The following is a 16,262-nucleotide window of genomic DNA, read 5'->3' on the forward strand; positions in this document are numbered from 1 at the left end:
ACTGCCGGTCCAAACACGTTGCCAGCGCTCTAAACGGCTCGACCCGGCACAGCGGGAAAAAGGCTGGCACAATGGAGACCTTGCTGAGCGCCGGCGCCTGTCTGCCAGCGCAAGCCCGCCGGGAGCCTTATATGAGCGAGAGCGCATTCGCCGATCGCAGCGTGCAAAACTTGCTCGACACCGATTTATACAAGCTGACGATGATGCAAGCGGTGCTGCACAACTACCCCAATGTGGACGTGGAATGGGAGTTGCGCTGCCGCAACGGCGAAGACCTTCGGCCTTATCTCGACGAAATCCGTCACCAGATCGAGCGCCTCAGCGAATTGAGCCTGAGCGCCGAGCAGCTGGAATTCCTGGAAACCATCCATTTCCTGAAGCCAGACTTCCTGCGCTTTCTCGGCCTGTTCCGCTTCAACCTGCGTTACCTGCATCTGGGCATTGAAGACGACCAGCTGTGCCTGCGCCTGCGTGGGCCATGGCTGCATGTGATCCTGTTTGAAGTGCCGCTGCTGGCCATCATCACCGAAGTGCGCAACCGCTCCCGGTATGCCGATATCACGCTTGAACAGGTACGCGAGCAGCTGTATCGCAAGTTCGACTGGCTCACCGCCAACGCCAGCCAGGACGAACTCAATGGCTTGCAGGTGGCTGATTTCGGCACCCGCCGGCGGTTTTCCTACCGGGTGCAGGAAGAAGTGGTCAGCGTGCTCAAGCACGACTTCCCGGGTCGCTTTGTCGGCACCAGCAACGTGCACCTGGCCCGCGAGATGAACATCAAGCCGCTGGGCACCATGGCCCATGAGTGGATCATGGCCCACCAGCAACTGGGCCCGCGGCTGATCGACAGCCAGATTGCCGCGCTCGACTGCTGGGTCCGGGAATACCGGGGGCTGCTGGGCATCGCCCTGACCGACACCCTCACCATGGATGCATTTCTGGGCGACTTCGACCTTTACTTTGCCAAGCTCTTCGACGGCCTGCGCCATGACTCCGGCGACCCGGTGCGCTGGGCCGAAAAAGCCATCGCTCATTACAAGCACCTGGGCATCGACCCGATGACCAAGACCCTGGTGTTTTCCGATGGCCTGACCCTGCCCCGCTCACTGGAAATATTCCGCGCCCTGCACGGGCGCATCAATGTCAGTTTCGGCATTGGCACCCACCTGACCTGTGACATTCCGGGGGTGGCGCCCATGAGCATCGTGCTTAAAATGACCGACTGCAACGGCTCGCCGGTTGCCAAGATTTCCGATGAAGCGGCCAAGACCCAGTGTCGCGACCCCAACTTCGTCGCCTACCTGCGCCATGTTTTCAAAGTTCCCGATTCTCCCAAGGAGTGAACCATGCAAGCCGTACAGCAAGAGATTGCCCGCGCGCTCAATGTCCAGCCGCCCTTCGCCGATGCCCAGGCATTGCAGGCCGAGGTGGCCCGGCGCGTCGCGTTCATCCAGCAATGCCTGAAGAATGCCGGGCTCAAGACCCTGGTGCTGGGCATCAGTGGCGGGGTCGACTCACTGACCGCAGCCCTGCTGGCGCAACGCGCGGTCAAGGAACTGCGCGCCAGCACGGGCGATGGGGCTTACCGCTTTATCGCCGTGCGCCTGCCCTATCAAGTGCAGCACGATGAACACGACGCCCAGGCCTGCATCGACTTCATCGCCCCGGACGAATGTCACACCATCAATATCGGTCCGGCAGTCAAATCCCTGGCCACGGAAGTGAAGGCTCTGGATGGGCGTCACGAGGCCGCGGTGGACTTCGTGCTGGGCAACACCAAGGCGCGCATGCGCATGGTCGCGCAATACACCGTCGCTGGCGCCTATCAAGGGCTGGTGATCGGTACCGATCATGCGGCTGAGGCGGTGATGGGCTTTTTCACCAAGTTCGGCGACGGCGCCTGCGACCTGGCCCCCTTGTCAGGCCTGGTGAAAAACCAGGTGCGCGCCATCGCCCGCAGCTTCGGGGCGCCGGAATCACTGGTAGAGAAAGTGCCGACCGCAGACCTTGAAGACCTGGCGCCGGGCAAACCGGACGAGGCCTCGCATGGGGTGACCTATGTGGAGATTGATGCGTTCCTGCACGGTGAACCGGTGCGCGAGGAAGCCTTCGAGATTATCGCCGGGACCTACCGCAAGACCCAGCACAAGCGTGAGTTGCCGTTTGCACCTTGATTGAATCAGGGCCTTTGGCAGAGCCCCATTCGCGGCGGTCCGGCGGACCGCCGCGAATCTTTTGAGGCCGCCGATTACTTCAGGGTAACCGTGCCTTTCATCATCGAGATGTGCCCCGGGAACGAGCAGAAGAAACCATACTTCTCGCCGGCGGCCAGCTTGGACACATCAAAGGTCACCGAATCTTTCTCTTTGCCGCCAATGATCTTGGTGTGCGCGATAACGCGTGCATCACCTTCCTTCAGGTAGCCCTTGTCGATACCGGCGCTCAAGCCGTCGGTCGCGATCGGCTGCATGTCAGCCTCTTTGCTCAGCACCCAGTTGTGGCCCATGACGTTTTTCGGCAGGGAACCCGAGTGTTCCAGGTTGACGGTAAAGGTCTTGCAGCTCTTGTCGATTTCGATGGCCTTGGTGTTGAAGGCCATCTGATCGGTGGAATCAACGGTTACCGCGCATTCAGCGGCCAGCAATTGACCACTGGCGACAGCCAGCACGGAAAACGCTATGACTTTGGCAAGCATGGTACATCTCCAAGCAGGGTTTTATTGGAATGAAAACTGCCCGAATCCTGAGCCGGTTCCAGTGACCTGCATCAACGGTGTTCAAGCAGCGAGTTTGCCTCTATGGCCCCCATCAAGTTAACCAATCGGTCAATAATGCCTTGAGACACTATGATCAGACAACACCCGAACGGAGCGTCTGCCATGCACCTCAATAGTCTTTTCCGTAGCCTGCTCGCCGCCTATGCCTATGGCGCCTGCGGCAGCACCCACGAATTCACCCGGTCGGAATGACCGACCGATCTTTCACAGCAAGCCCTCCTCCGCCGGCATGACCGTGACCCGCACTTCCGGGTCATGGCTGCCGCCGCCCAGAATGATCCCACGCAACGGTGACACATCGGTGAAATCGCGCCCCCAGGCAAGGGTGATGTGTTCCAGTGCGGGCTGAATATTATTGGTCGGATCGAAATCCACCCAGCCAGCGGCCGGGCAATACACCGACACCCAGGCGTGCGAGGCATCGGCGCCGATCAGCCGTGGCTGCCCCGGCGGCGGCTGGGTCAGCAGGTAACCGCTGACATAGCGCGCCGCCAGCCCGCGCGAGCGCAGGCAGGCGAGCATCAAGTGGGCGAAATCCTGACAGACACCGCGCCGACGCTCCAGCACTTCGAGCAAGGGCGTGGCGACCTGAGTCGCCTCGGCATCGAAGGTGAACTCGCTGAAAATCTTTTCCATCAGCGCCCGGGCCCCCAGCAGCAACGGCCGACCGGGCGGGAAGCAGCTGTCGGAAAACTGCACGAAGCCCTTTTTCAAGTGCACATACGGCGATTCGAAGCGGTAACGGCATGCCTGCAAATGTTCCGGCAACATCGGCAAGCCGCTGAACGCCAGCGCATCACGAGTCGCCTCCCAGGCCGGCGAGGCATCGAAATCCACCGCTTTGCGCTCCAGCACTTCGACCCAAAGATGCGCGCTGACGCGCAGTTCGTCATGAGGGCGCTCGAAGGCCAGGCGGGTCAACGGGTTGCCGAACACGTCCAGCTCATCCAAACGACTGGAGGGCTGGGGGCTGATCTGCAACTGTTGCTTGGCGCACTGCTGCCAGTCGCAGGCCCGCGGCCATAAATGCGCCAGCTGCTGCGCCAGCGACACCGGGCTGTCGTAGTGGTAATGGGTGTCGTGAATAATCTGGTAATGGGCGCTCATGGTTCAGACCGATACGGTTTGCTGACTGACATCGTCGACGTGGGCGAAATGGCGCAAGCCCAAACGGTCAGAGACCTGATTGCTGGCGTCGGAGATGGTCTGCAGCAGGTCGGCCAGGCCGTCGAGCACCGCGCGCACGCTGGGGGCGCCGAACAGCGGGTTTTCCAGGCTACCCAGGTCGAAATGCCCGAGACGCTCGGCGAGCATGGCCATGCCCGGCTCGCGGGGCGAGCCGAACGCTTTGTTCAGGCGCGCCAGCGAGCGAGTCACCAGCTTGAGCTGGAACAGCACGGCGTGGGGGTTTTGCTCGTCGAGCAGAAGCAGGTCGAGCACCGGAATCAGCTGCGGCACTGCCAGATAACGTGAGCGGTAGGTGATGCTGCTGTTACCCAGCTCCAGCAGCCACTCGAGCCCGGCCTGGTCGAACACGGCTACGCCGCGCAGAAAGCCGGCCAGGCTGCCGCTGAGAAACTGCAGGCGCTCGATGCGCCGCCCGGTCATCAAAAAGCGCCAGCCCTCGTCACGGGTCATGTCGTCCAGGGCGAACCCGGACAGCGCCGCCAGCGACATCACCAGGCGGTTGAGAAAGTCCAGCAATTCGCCAAAGTCCGACTCGTCGGCCTCCAGCGCGCTGGCTTCGCGTTGCAGTTCGACCAGTGCCTGCCAGTTTTCCCGCGACAGCTTGCCGCGCACCTGCGAGGCCGCCCATTGCAGCCGCTGCAGATTGGCGCGCAGGCTGAAGGCCCAGTCCTCACCCAGCAGGGCCGCCATCAGCCGCTCCGGCAAGGTGCCCTCTTCGGGCAACAGCGACAGGCTTTCAGCAAGTTCGACAGCCGCCTGCAACGCCAACGGATCATCGCCATCGACATAGCGCGCGAGGATGATCCGCAGCAAACGCGCCAAGCCATCACAGCGCTCGCAATAGCGGCCGAACCAGAACAGGTTTTCCACCACCCGTGACGGCAAGTAAGGGTCCCGGCGAATCAGGTCGCGCACGCCCAGCGTGCACTGGGCACGCCATTGGTCACCGACTGGTGCGGCATCGCCGAGAATCCAGGTGTCCTTGCTGGCACCACCGCGCTGCATCGACACCACTTCGGCATCGGCTTGCGCCGCAACCCGCGTCAGCCCGCCGTGCAGCACCCGATAGCCATCGGCGCTGGCCACGGCGTACACCCGCATGCCGATGGCCCGCGGTTGCAGTTGGCCTTTTTCGGACTGCCAAACTGGCGCCTGGGACAACTGCGCCAGGGCTTGAGCGACATAGGCGTAGGGGCGCGCCTGGATGCGCCCGGCCAAAGCCTGGCGCTGTTTGTCGTCCAGATCGCGGCCGAACACCGGCATAAAGCTCTGGGACGGGAATGCCGGTTTGATCAGCAGCTCCGGCAGTTTTTCCAGCGCCTGGGCCAGCACCGGGGCTTCGCCGCACCACCAGGTGGCAATCGTGGGCAGGATCAACTCTTCGCCAAACAACTTCTCGTTGATGGTCGGCAAAAAACCGAGCAGGCCAGGTGATTCGAGCACACCGCTACCCAACGCGTTGGCCACCAGCACCCGCCCCTGCCGCACGGCCTGCAGCAAACCGGGCACGCCCAGTGCCGAGTCGGTGCGTAGCTCCAGCGGGTCGCAAAAATCATCGTCGAGCCGGCGCATGATCGCATGCACCCGACGCAAGCCGGTGAGGGTCTTGAGGTAAACCGTGGCGTCGCGCACGGTCAGGTCACCGCCCTCGACCAGCGGGTAGCCCAGCTGACGCGCCAGGTACAAGTGCTCGAAATAGCTCTCGTTGAAACGCCCTGGAGTCAGCAGCACCACCAGCGGCGGCTCGTTATCGACAGGCGCCAGACGCACGAGGGTTTCTTGCAGCGTGCGGAAATAGCTGGCCAGGTGTTGCACGCGCAAGTCGCGGTAAAGATCAGGCAAGGCCCGGGAGACGATGGTGCGATTCTCCAGCGCATAACCGGCACCCGACGGTGCCTGGGTGCGGTCGGCGGTGACCCACCAGCGCCCATCCGGGGCGCGCGCCAGGTCCACGGCGTACACATGCAGAAAGGTCCCGTCGGGCGGCGTGATGCCCTGGCACGGCCAGAGATAGTTGTTGTGGCCATAGACCAGCTCGGCTGGCAACAGGCCATCGGCAATCAGCTGCTGCGGCCCGTAGATATCGGCCAATACGCTATTGAGCAATTGCGCGCGCTGGGCAATGCCCGCGGAAATCTGCCGCCATTCTTCGGCGGGTATAAGGTGCGGCAGCAGGTCCAGTTCCCACGGCCGGTCGGCGCCCTTGGGGTCGGCGTAGACGTTGTAGGTCACGCCGTTTTCCTGGATCTGCCGGGCCAACAGCGCCTGGCGCTGGGCAATCAGCGCCGGGCCGCTGCGCTGCAGCTGTTCGAACATCCGCCGCCAGTGCGGTCGCAAGGCGCCGCTGGCGTCGAGCATTTCATGATAGGTGCCCGCGTTCAGCGGGTAGTGATCCAGCAGGTCAGCCATAGAAATGCTCAATAACGGCGGTAGCGCTCAGAGTACCGCACTCCGATGACGGTCGGAATGCGGCCACCTCCTTCCTTAGTACCAACGAAGGTCCAGCGTCATCGGCATTTCGTCGTTGATCCGCAGCGGGACAACGGTCTGCTGCCCGGGTGTGTGCCCGAGGCGGAAGAAGCGCGCCAGGCGGCGGCTCTCGGCCTCGTTGGCATTGACCGGGAAGGTGTCGTAGTTACGCCCGCCCGGGTGCGCAACGTGGTACTGACAGCCACCCAGCGAACGCTGCATCCAGGTGTCGAGCACATCGAACACCAGAGGTGCATGCACCGGGATGGTCGGTTGCAGGCAGCTGGCCGGCTGCCAGGCGCGATAACGCACGCCGGCCACATACTCACCCACCTTGCCGGTCGGCTGCAGCGGTACCGGGACCCCATTGCAGGTCAGTTGATAACGCTGTGGCGACAACCCGCGGACCTTGACCTGCATGCGCTCAAGCGACGAATCCACATAACGCACGGCACCGCCGGCGCTGCCCTCCTCGCCCAGTACATGCCAGGGCTCCAGCGCCTGGCGCAGCTCCAGTTCGATCCCGGCGACGGCGTAGTCGCCGACCTTGGGGAAACGAAACTCCAGGTGCGGCGCGAACCATTCAGCCTGCAGCGGATAACCGGCCGCATTGAGCTCATTGATCACGTCGGAAAAATCCTGCTCGATGAAATGCGCCAGCATGAAGCGGTCGTGCAGCTCGGTGCCCCAGCGGGCGAGCTTGGCTGGCGCGTAAGGCTCACGCCAGAAGCGCGCCACCAGCGCCCGTAACAGCAGTTGCTGAACCAGGCTCATGCGCGCATGAGGGGGCATTTCGAAGGCGCGCAATTCCAGCAGGCCGAGCCGGCCGGAAGCGCTGTCGGGCGAGTACAGCTTGTCGATGCAGAACTCGGCCCGGTGGGTGTTGCCGGTGACATCGATCAGCAGGTTGCGCAACAACCGGTCCACCCGCCAGGGCGGGCAGTCCTGACCGACCGGCGGGAATTGCGAGAAGGCCACTTCCAGCTCGTAGAGCGAGTCGTTGCGTGCCTCGTCGACCCGTGGCGCCTGGGACGTCGGGCCGATAAACAAGCCGGAAAACAGGTACGACAAGGAGGGATGGTTGTGCCAATAGCTGATCAGGCTGCGCAGCACGTCTGGCCGACGCAGGAACGGCGAGTCCGCAGGCGTCGCGCCGCCGAGCACGAAGTGGTTACCGCCACCGGTGCCGGTGTGACGGCCATCGACCATGAATTTTTCGCTGCTCAGGCGCGTCAGGCGGGCCTGGTCGTAGAGGAACTCGGTGCGCTCGACCAGTTCATCCCAGCTTGACGAAGGCTGCACGTTCACTTCGATCACACCCGGGTCGGGCGTGACCTTGAAGTTGGCCAGCCGCGGGTCCGACGGCGGCTCGTAGCCCTCAAGCAGCACCCGGCAATCAAGCTCCCGGGCAGTCGCTTCGACCGTGGCGACCAGTTCCAGATAATCTTCCAGCCGCTCCAGCGGTGGCATGAACAGGTACAGCCGCCCGTCCCGTGCTTCGGCGCACAGTGCGGTGCGGGTCAGCCAGTCAGCCGACTGATCGACCTTGGGCACCCGTTCTTCTGAATCGACACCGGCACTTGCGCCCAGCAGCTGCTCTCGAGCAGGCAACGGCGCGAATGTCTGGTTCTGATCGACCGGGTGGACAAAAGGGTATTCCGCCGCTGACACCCAGGGCTGCGACGCCAGTGGCAAGCGATAGCCCAATGGCGAATCGCCCGGCACCAACCGGCAGTGGCGATCGCGCAGATACCAGCGGCCACTCTGCCAGCGTTCACCACTGGCCGTGCGCGCCAGCGGCAGGACCTGGCCGATGACCTTGTCCAGCCCCTGGGCGAAGACCTTGCGCAGTCGCTGGCGCTCCAGTTCGTCTTCCAGTCGTGAGTCTTGCGCGGTGACGTTGACCGGCAGGTTGCCCTCGCGCCAGAGGTAGTAGAAGTTGTCTTCGTAGGCGGGGAACACATAGCGGGCCGGCAATTTCAGGCGCTCGGCGACACTGGCCAGAAAGCGCCCGGCCAGCTCGGCGTCGGCACCGTAACTTTGGGTTTCATCGGCGATCAGCGCAGTGTTTTGCCAGACCGGCTGCCCGTCGCGGCGCCAGAAGCAGTTAAGCGACCAGCGTGGCAGTTGTTCGCCGGGGTACCACTTGCCCTGGCCAAAATGTACCAAGCCCTTGGGCGCATAGCGTTTGCGCAGGCGCTCGAACAGCTCGGCCGACAAGCGACGCTTGTCGTCGCCCAGGGCCGCGGTGTTCCACTGGGCGCCGTCGGGGTCGTCGATCGAGACGAAGGTCGGTTCGCCGCCCATGGTCAGGCGCACGTCGTGCTTGAGCAGGTCGCCGTCGATCTGCCGACCCAGGGCAACAATCGCCGCCCACTGCTCTTCGCTATAGGGTTTGGTGACGCGGGGCGCTTCCCACAGCCGCTCCACCGCCATCTCATGGGAGAACTCACATTCGCACGGCTCAACCAGGCCGGTGATGGGCGCCGCGGAAGTAGGATCGGGGCTGCAAGCCAGTGGGATATGCCCTTCGCCGGCGAACAGCCCGGAGGTGGCGTCCAGGCCAATCCAGCCGGCACCCGGCAGGTAAACCTCGCACCACGCATGCAGGTCAGTGAAATCCACTTCGGTGCCCGATGGCCCGTCGAGGGCTTTCACATCGGCTGTCAGCTGGATCAGGTAGCCGGAAACGAATCGCGCTGCCAGGCCCAGGTGACGCAACAGTTGCACCAGCAACCAGGCGGAATCACGGCAAGAGCCTGAGGCATTCTCCAACGTCTCTTCAGGCGTTTGTACACCCGGCTCCATGCGGATCAGGTAACGAATGTCTTCGCTGAGGCGCTGGTTGAGGGCGACGAGGAAATCGACGCTGGCGGTCGGCTTGCGATCGATGGCAGCCAGGTAGTCGGCGAATTTCGGCGTCAGCGGTAGCTGCTCCAGGTAAGGCGCCAGCTCATGCTTTTCATCGCGCCCGTAGCTGAACGGGATTTTTTCGGCGTAAGGCTCAAGGAAAAAGTCGAACGGGTTGAACACCGCCATTTCGGCGACCAGGTCGACTTCGATGCGCAGCTCTTCGGTTTTTTCCGGAAAGACCAACCGGGCGAGGTAGTTGCTCTGCGGGTCTTGTTGCCAGTTGATGAAATGTTGCTCGGGCAACACTTTCAAGGAATAGGACAGAACCCGCGTGCGGCTGTGCGCAGCGGGGCGCAAGCGAACAATTTGCGGGCCGAGCTCCACGGCGCGGTCATAGCGGTAATGCGTGACGTGATGCAATGCGACATGAATCGACACGGCGTGCCTCCTGCGAACCCCGAATGATAGCCAAATCGCGCAAGACTTGTGCCATGTAGCGCGGCTTGGCAATTCCTTGCCAATCGGGCACGGCGGCGCACTGAAACTGCACGCGGCCGAACCTGCGGTGCAAGAGTTGCACAGAATTGAAGCGATCGGGGAAGTTCGTGGGGACCCGGGTAGGAGCACAGCTTGCTGGCGATGGCCTCACCGAGGTCATGCAGACAAACCGCAGCGCCTGCATCGCAGGCAAGCCTCAATGCCGGTCAGCTAAGGAATAGAGCGCCGAAAACCTGTGGGAGCGGATTTATCCGCGAATCCAGACACCGCGGTTTTTCTGGCATTGCGCGGTGCCTTCATTCGCGGATAAATCCGCTCCCACATGGATCTCGCCTTAACTGACCGGCATTGAGGCAAGCCTGGCTCCTACAGTCGCGAGGGTTGCCGAATCAGCGAGGAACGACAGGCTGGCGCGTGGGCTTCTTCTTGCCCTTGCCACCCTTGGCGGCTTCCTTGCGCTCCTTGGCAGCCTGCTGGTTGCGGGCGAACGCAGCGGCCTTGGCCTGCTCGCGCTTGTCCCACGGGTTGCCGCCGTCGCTGCCACGCGGTGGCAGGCCGGTGTGCTGGGTCAGGATCTTCGACTCCTTCGCCACCTTGTGGCTACCGGCCGGGGTCGAGTTCTTGCGGCGTGCGCTCTGGTAACTGTCGGTCGCCGGCTGGTGCAGCGGGATCAACTGATGCTTGCCAGGCCCGATCAGGTCGGCGCGGCCCATGCGCTCCAGCGCTTCACGCAGCATCGGCCAGCCTTTCGGGTCGTGGTAACGCAAGAAGGCCTTGTGCAGACGGCGCTGGGCTTCGCTCTTGACGATGGTCACCGCATCGCTCTTGTAGGTGACCTTGCGCAGCGGGTTCTTGCCCGAGTGGTACATGGCCGTCGCCGACGCCATGGGCGACGGATAGAAGGCCTGGACCTGGTCGGCACGGAAGCCGTTACCCTTGAGCCACAGGGCCAGGTTCATCATGTCTTCGTCGGTGGTGCCCGGGTGCGCGGCGATGAAGTACGGGATCAGGTACTGCTCTTTGCCCGCTTCTTTCGAATACTTCTCGAACATCCGCTTGAACTTGTCGTAGGAGCCGATGCCCGGCTTCATCATCTGGTTCAGCGGCCCTTCTTCGGTGTGCTCCGGAGCGATCTTCAGGTAGCCGCCCACGTGGTGGGTAACCAGCTCCTTCACATACTCCGGCGACTCGACGGCCAGGTCATAGCGCAGGCCCGAGGCGATGAGGATCTTTTTCACCCCAGGCAAGGCGCGGGCACTGCGGTACAACTGGATCAAGGACGAATGATCGGTGTTCAGGTTCGGACAGATTCCCGGGAACACGCATGACGGCTTGCGGCAAGCGGATTCGATCTCGGGGCTCTTGCAGGCGATGCGATACATGTTCGCGGTCGGGCCGCCGAGGTCGGAAATAACACCGGTAAAACCTGGTACCTTGTCGCGAATTTCTTCGATCTCGCGAATGATCGAGTCTTCCGAACGGTTCTGGATGATCCGGCCTTCGTGTTCGGTAATGGAGCAGAAGGTGCAGCCACCGAAACAGCCGCGCATGATGTTCACCGAGAAGCGAATCATGTCGTAGGCAGGGATTTTTTCCTTGCCATAAGCCGGGTGAGGAATACGTGCGTAAGGCATGCCAAACACGTAGTCCATTTCTTCGGTGGTCATGGGGATGGGCGGCGGGTTGAACCACACATCCACTTCGCCGTGCTTCTGCACCAGCGCACGCGCGTTGCCCGGGTTGGTTTCCAGGTGCAACACACGGTTGGCGTGGGCATACAGCACCGCGTCGGAGCGGACTTTTTCGTAAGACGGCAGGCGGATCACGGTTTTGTCCCGGGTCATCCGCGGGCTCGCCAGAATCTGCACGACCTTGGCTTCGTTCGAGTCTTCAACCGGCCCCTTTTCCTGCTCGATGGCGCAGGCCTGGGTGTCCTGGGTGTTGACGTACGGGTTGATGATCTTGTCGATCTTGCCCGGACGGTCGATACGCGTGGAGTCGACTTCGTACCAGCCTTCAGGCGTGTCGCGACGTACGAATGCGGTACCGCGGATGTCCGTGATGGTTTCGATTTTCTCGCCGTAGGACAGGCGCTGGGCCACTTCGACAATGGCACGTTCGGCGTTACCGTACAGCAGGATGTCGGCGCAGGCGTCGATCAGGATCGAATGGCGGACGCGGTCCTGCCAGTAATCGTAATGAGCGATGCGGCGCAACGACGCCTCAATGCCACCGAGCACGATCGGCACGTGCTTGTAGGCTTCCTTGCAGCGCTGGCTGTAGACCAGGCTGGCGCGATCCGGGCGCTTGCCGGCCAGGCCGCCAGGGGTGTAGGCGTCGTCGGAGCGGATTTTCTTGTCGGCGGTGTAGCGGTTGATCATCGAGTCCATGTTGCCGGCCGCGACGCCGAAGAACAGGTTCGGCTCGCCGAGCTTCATGAAGTCGTCTTTGGACTGCCAGTCGGGTTGGGCAATGATGCCCACGCGAAAGCCCTGGGCTTCCAGCAGGCGGCCGATAATTGCCATGCCAAACGACGGATGGTCGACATAGGCATCACCGGTAACAATGATGATGTCGCAGGAATCCCAGCCAAGCTGATCCATCTCCTCCCTGCTCATGGGCAGGAAAGGTGCTGGCCCGAAACATTCGGCCCAGTACTTTGGATAGTCGAATAACGGCTTGGCTGCTTGCATGTCGATGACCGGTGTTGGTGAAGATAGGAAAATCGCGGGGGGCGGAGAATAGCACAAAAATTAACCAATTCCGACGAGAGCGGTCGGAAATTGTGTTGGCCACTTCGCGAGCAAGCTCTGCTCCTACTCGCGAAGAGGCCCGAACAGGCGCTACAACATCACTCGTCGTCGTCGAAGTTGTAACTGCCCGGCGCAAGGTTTTCAAAGCGCGTGTACTTGCCGATAAAGGCCAGGCGGATGAAACCGATGGGGCCGTTACGCTGCTTGCCGATAATGATCTCGGCGATGCCCTTGTGCTCGGTTTCCGGGTGGTACACCTCATCGCGGTACACGAACATGATCACGTCGGCGTCCTGCTCGATCGCTCCGGATTCGCGCAAGTCGGAGTTCACCGGGCGCTTGTTCGGGCGCTGTTCCAGGGAACGGTTGAGCTGCGACAGTGCCACCACCGGGCAGTTGAACTCTTTGGCCAGGGCCTTGAGCGAGCGGGAGATCTCGGAGATCTCGTTGGTGCGGTTGTCGCCACTGGAGCCCGGGATCTGCATCAGCTGCAGGTAGTCGATCATGATCAGGCCGATTTCACCGTGCTCGCGCACCAAACGCCGGGTACGCGCGCGCATCTCCGAGGGACTGATGCCGGCGGTATCGTCGATGAACAGCTTGCGGTCGTTGAGCAGGTTGACCGCCGAGGTCAGGCGCGGCCAGTCGTCGTCGTCCAGCTGGCCGGATCGAACCTTGGTCTGGTCGATTCGACCCAGAGAGGACAGCATCCGCATGATCAGCGATTCACCTGGCATCTCCAGCGAGTACACCAGCACCGCCTTCTCGCTGCGCAGCACGGCGTTTTCCACCAGGTTCATGGCGAAGGTGGTTTTACCCATCGACGGACGACCGGCGACGATGATCAGGTCGGCCGGTTGCAGGCCGCTGGTTTTCTCGTCCAGGTCGGTGTAGCCGGTCGACAGGCCGGTAATGGCGCTGTCGGTGTTGAACAGGGTATCGATGCGGTCGATGGCCTTGGTCAACAGCTCGTTGACACCCACCGGGCCACCGGTTTTTGGCCGGGCCTCGGCAATCTGGAAAATCTGCCGCTCGGCTTCGTCGAGGATCTCTGCGGCGTTGCGCCCTTGCGGGTTGAAAGCGCTGTCGGCGATCTCGTTGCTGATGCTGATCAGCTGACGCAAGGTCGCCCGTTCGCGAACGATCTGGGCATAGGCCTTGATGTTGGCGACCGACGGGGTGTTCTTCGCCAGCTCGCCCAGGTAGCCCAGGCCACCGACTTGCGAACTGGTGCCTTCCTTGTCCAGCTGCTCGTGCAGGGTCACCACGTCAAACGGGGTGTTCTGGTCAGCCAGCTTGTGGATCGCGCGGAAGATCAGGCGGTGGTCATGCCGGTAGAAGTCGCCATCGGAAACTTGATCGAGCACCCGCTCCCAGGCGTTGTTGTCCAGCATCAAACCACCGAGCACGGCCTGTTCGGCCTCGATGGAATGCGGCGGTACCTTCAGGGCAGCGGTTTGCAGATCATATTGCTCGGGGGCTGTTATCTCGTTCATGTCCACTTGGAATTCTAGGGATACAGAAAATACAAAGGGCACGACCTGTAAACAGGATCGTGCCCGATGTTAACTGCCCGACACCGAGGGTGCCAGTCAGTCTTAGGCGGCTACGACGACAACGCGTACGGTAGCTTCAACGTCGCTGTGCAGGTGCACGGCTACGTCGTATTCGCCAACGTTACGGATGGTGCCGTTCGGCAGACGAACTTCAGCTTTAGCCACTTCAACGCCCGAGGCGGTCAGTGCGTCAGCGATGTCGTGAGTGCCGATCGAACCGAACAGCTTGCCTTCGTCGCCAGCGGTGGCAGTGATGGTCACTTCCAGCTCAGCCAGTTGGGCAGCGCGAGTTTCGGCAGAAGCCTTCTTGTCTGCAGCCAGTTTTTCCAGCTCAGCACGACGCTCTTCGAAAGCAGCCAGGTTGGCAGCGGTCGCAGCGGTGGCTTTGCCGAATGGCAGCAGGTAGTTACGGCCGTAACCAGCCTTAACATTTACCTTATCGCCCAGGTTGCCCAGGTTGGCGATTTTTTCCAGCAGGATCAGTTCCATTTGGTAATAACCTCTTAACTTTTAACCTTCACCGTTCGCGGAACCGTCATCAGCACCATTTTTAGGTGCCATCCGACCGCGAAAATCAATCAGGCTGTCGACAATGGCCAACACCACGAGCAACGGATAGATCAGCTGCATAAACAGCAGCAGTGTCACGTACAAGCCCACCAACCAGAACTTGCCCAGTCGGCCTTGCGCCACCAGCCCATGCATCAGGGCCAGCCCGGCGAACACCAGCGGTATGCTGCACAACGGCGTCAACATGGCCAGCTGTGGCCCGAAGTTGGGCCCCACCAGCATGCACACCAGCAACAACAACGCTGGCCCCCTCGGGATTCGGACGGCGCGAAATTCGCGGCCAAAACCACCCGGGTTATACAACACTGCCTGCCAGTAACGCCCCAACATCAGGGCCAGCAGGCTGACGGCTTGCAGCAACGCCGCTATCAGGCCAGTGAGCACCGGTGCAATAAGGGCTCCAAGGCGCGCTCGCTCTTCTACCGACAACTGTTGGTAGATCCCATCGAGCATTTGCGGCAAGAGCTTTTCCAGCGCTTGCGCCATGGCTTCGATGGGTTCGCGGAACACCGCGCCCAGTACCACTGCGTACACCAGGCCCAGCGCTATGCTGACCAGCAGCACGCGGACCCAGGACTCGCTGGCACGCAACACGGCGGCCAACCCCAGTGTTCCCAGCAGCACCATCAAGGTGCGCGGCTCACCGAAAAACCACCAGACCAAGGCCGGCAGCAGAGCCCAGACGAGGACGCCAGAAGCGTCTCTCATTCCGCGCCGCAGAAACACCAGGGCTCCCGCGGCAGCACTCAACCAGAACAACAGCGGCAATGCCGCACAACCGACCACTACCAGAGTGGCCTGCATGCGACCGCGCATGATGAAATCAGCTAACGCTCGCATGCTCTATCCCTTGCTGCTTGTCGACGACCCGGTCTCAGCGGCCGTGGCTGTCGGTGTAGGGCAGCAGGGCCAGGAAGCGGGCGCGCTTGATAGCGGTAGCCAGCTGACGCTGATAACGAGCTTTGGTACCGGTGATACGGCTTGGAACGATCTTGCCGGTTTCGGATACATAAGCTTTCAGGGTGTTGAGATCTTTGTAATCGATCTCTTTCACGTCTTCAGCAGTGAAGCGGCAGAATTTACGACGACGGAAGAAACGTGCCATGTAATTGGCTCCTCAAAAGGTCCGTGGATTACTCGTCAGCGTTATCGCTGGCGTCGCTGGTGTCGCTGTCATCGCCATCGGCGCTGTCAGCATGCTCAGGACGGTCACGACGCTCACGGCGCTCGCTGCGGTTTTCTTCTGCCTTGAGCATCTCGGACTGACCGGTAACGGCTTCGTCGCGACGGATGACCAGGTTACGGATCACGGCATCGTTGTAGCGGAAGTTGTCTTCCAGCTCGGCCAGGGCCTTGCCGGTGCACTCAACGTTCAGCATCACGTAGTGAGCCTTGTGAACATTGTTGATTGCGTAGGCCAGTTGACGACGGCCCCAGTCTTCCAGACGGTGGATCTTGCCGCCGTCTTCTTCGATCAGCTTGGTGTAACGCTCAACCATGCCGCCGACTTGCTCGCTCTGGTCAGGGTGGACCAGAAAGATGATTTCGTAATGACGCATGAATGCTCCTTACGGGTTGTAGCCTGCCGCCAGAGCGGTC

12 protein-coding genes are annotated in these 16,262 nt (G+C 61.8%); 2 read left to right on the plus strand and 10 right to left on the minus strand.

Annotation, left to right across the window (positions count from 1 at the left end):
• Positions 1-131: 131 nt before the first annotated feature.
• A complete protein-coding gene (gene pncB, locus GUY40_RS09330; protein ID WP_166568666.1) occupies positions 132-1,343 on the plus strand; it encodes a nicotinate phosphoribosyltransferase in 1,212 nt (403 codons plus the stop codon).
• Between the two features lie 3 nt (positions 1,344-1,346).
• Positions 1,347-2,174, plus strand: coding sequence for an ammonia-dependent NAD(+) synthetase (gene nadE / locus GUY40_RS09335; protein ID WP_166568667.1), 828 nt, complete (start codon positions 1,347-1,349; stop codon positions 2,172-2,174).
• A 74-nt stretch (positions 2,175-2,248) separates the two neighbouring features.
• On the opposite strand, the gene azu is transcribed toward nadE, so the two are convergent.
• The 10 genes from azu to rpsF form a co-directional block, all read right to left on the minus strand.
• A complete protein-coding gene (gene azu, locus GUY40_RS09340) occupies positions 2,249-2,695 on the minus strand; it encodes an azurin (RefSeq protein WP_166568668.1) in 447 nt (148 codons plus the stop codon).
• A 285-nt stretch (positions 2,696-2,980) separates the two neighbouring features.
• A complete protein-coding gene (locus tag GUY40_RS09345) occupies positions 2,981-3,883 on the minus strand; it encodes a transglutaminase family protein (protein ID WP_166568669.1) in 903 nt (300 codons plus the stop codon).
• 3 nt (positions 3,884-3,886) lie between these two features.
• Positions 3,887-6,373, minus strand: coding sequence for a circularly permuted type 2 ATP-grasp protein (locus tag GUY40_RS09350; RefSeq protein WP_166568670.1), 2,487 nt, complete (start codon positions 6,371-6,373; stop codon positions 3,887-3,889).
• Positions 6,374-6,448: 75 nt separating this feature from the next.
• Positions 6,449-9,724, minus strand: a complete 3,276-nt coding sequence (locus GUY40_RS09355) for a transglutaminase family protein (RefSeq protein ID WP_166568671.1) — start codon at positions 9,722-9,724, stop codon at positions 6,449-6,451.
• A 449-nt stretch (positions 9,725-10,173) separates the two neighbouring features.
• A complete protein-coding gene (locus tag GUY40_RS09360; protein ID WP_166568672.1) occupies positions 10,174-12,477 on the minus strand; it encodes a YgiQ family radical SAM protein in 2,304 nt (767 codons plus the stop codon).
• Between the two features lie 158 nt (positions 12,478-12,635).
• Positions 12,636-14,033 (minus strand): replicative DNA helicase, encoded by a 1,398-nt coding sequence (gene dnaB / locus GUY40_RS09365; RefSeq protein ID WP_166568673.1) that lies wholly within the window; start codon positions 14,031-14,033, stop codon positions 12,636-12,638.
• Positions 14,034-14,135: 102 nt separating this feature from the next.
• The gene (gene rplI / locus GUY40_RS09370; RefSeq protein WP_166568674.1) at positions 14,136-14,582 is read right to left on the minus strand and encodes a 50S ribosomal protein L9; all 447 of its coding nucleotides are present in this window, start codon (positions 14,580-14,582) and stop codon (positions 14,136-14,138) included.
• Positions 14,583-14,603: 21 nt separating this feature from the next.
• Positions 14,604-15,503, minus strand: coding sequence for a hypothetical protein (locus tag GUY40_RS09375; protein ID WP_166568675.1), 900 nt, complete (start codon positions 15,501-15,503; stop codon positions 14,604-14,606).
• 34 nt (positions 15,504-15,537) lie between these two features.
• A complete protein-coding gene (gene rpsR / locus GUY40_RS09380; protein WP_009403887.1) occupies positions 15,538-15,768 on the minus strand; it encodes a 30S ribosomal protein S18 in 231 nt (76 codons plus the stop codon).
• 28 nt (positions 15,769-15,796) lie between these two features.
• A complete protein-coding gene (gene rpsF / locus GUY40_RS09385; protein ID WP_166568676.1) occupies positions 15,797-16,222 on the minus strand; it encodes a 30S ribosomal protein S6 in 426 nt (141 codons plus the stop codon).
• Positions 16,223-16,262: the final 40 nt, after the last annotated feature.

Source organism: Pseudomonas sp. R5(2019), from assembly GCF_009905435.1.
Lineage (GTDB): Bacteria > Pseudomonadota > Gammaproteobacteria > Pseudomonadales > Pseudomonadaceae > Aquipseudomonas.

Excerpts from the sequence above, each read along its gene's own strand:
- GUY40_RS09345 (WP_166568669.1), bottom strand. The coding sequence starts at position 3,883 with ATGAGCGCCCATTACCAGATTATTCACGACACCCATTACCACTACGAC.
- GUY40_RS09375 (WP_166568675.1), bottom strand. The coding sequence starts at position 15,503 with ATGCGAGCGTTAGCTGATTTCATCATGCGCGGTCGCATGCAGGCCACT.
- pncB (WP_166568666.1), top strand. The coding sequence starts at position 132 with ATGAGCGAGAGCGCATTCGCCGATCGCAGCGTGCAAAACTTGCTCGAC.
- rpsR (WP_009403887.1), bottom strand. The coding sequence starts at position 15,768 with ATGGCACGTTTCTTCCGTCGTCGTAAATTCTGCCGCTTCACTGCTGAA.
- rpsF (WP_166568676.1), bottom strand. The coding sequence starts at position 16,222 with ATGCGTCATTACGAAATCATCTTTCTGGTCCACCCTGACCAGAGCGAG.
- azu (WP_166568668.1), bottom strand. The coding sequence starts at position 2,695 with ATGCTTGCCAAAGTCATAGCGTTTTCCGTGCTGGCTGTCGCCAGTGGT.
- rplI (WP_166568674.1), bottom strand. The coding sequence starts at position 14,582 with ATGGAACTGATCCTGCTGGAAAAAATCGCCAACCTGGGCAACCTGGGC.
- nadE (WP_166568667.1), top strand. The coding sequence starts at position 1,347 with ATGCAAGCCGTACAGCAAGAGATTGCCCGCGCGCTCAATGTCCAGCCG.
- GUY40_RS09350 (WP_166568670.1), bottom strand. The coding sequence starts at position 6,373 with ATGGCTGACCTGCTGGATCACTACCCGCTGAACGCGGGCACCTATCAT.
- GUY40_RS09360 (WP_166568672.1), bottom strand. The coding sequence starts at position 12,477 with ATGCAAGCAGCCAAGCCGTTATTCGACTATCCAAAGTACTGGGCCGAA.
- dnaB (WP_166568673.1), bottom strand. The coding sequence starts at position 14,033 with ATGAACGAGATAACAGCCCCCGAGCAATATGATCTGCAAACCGCTGCC.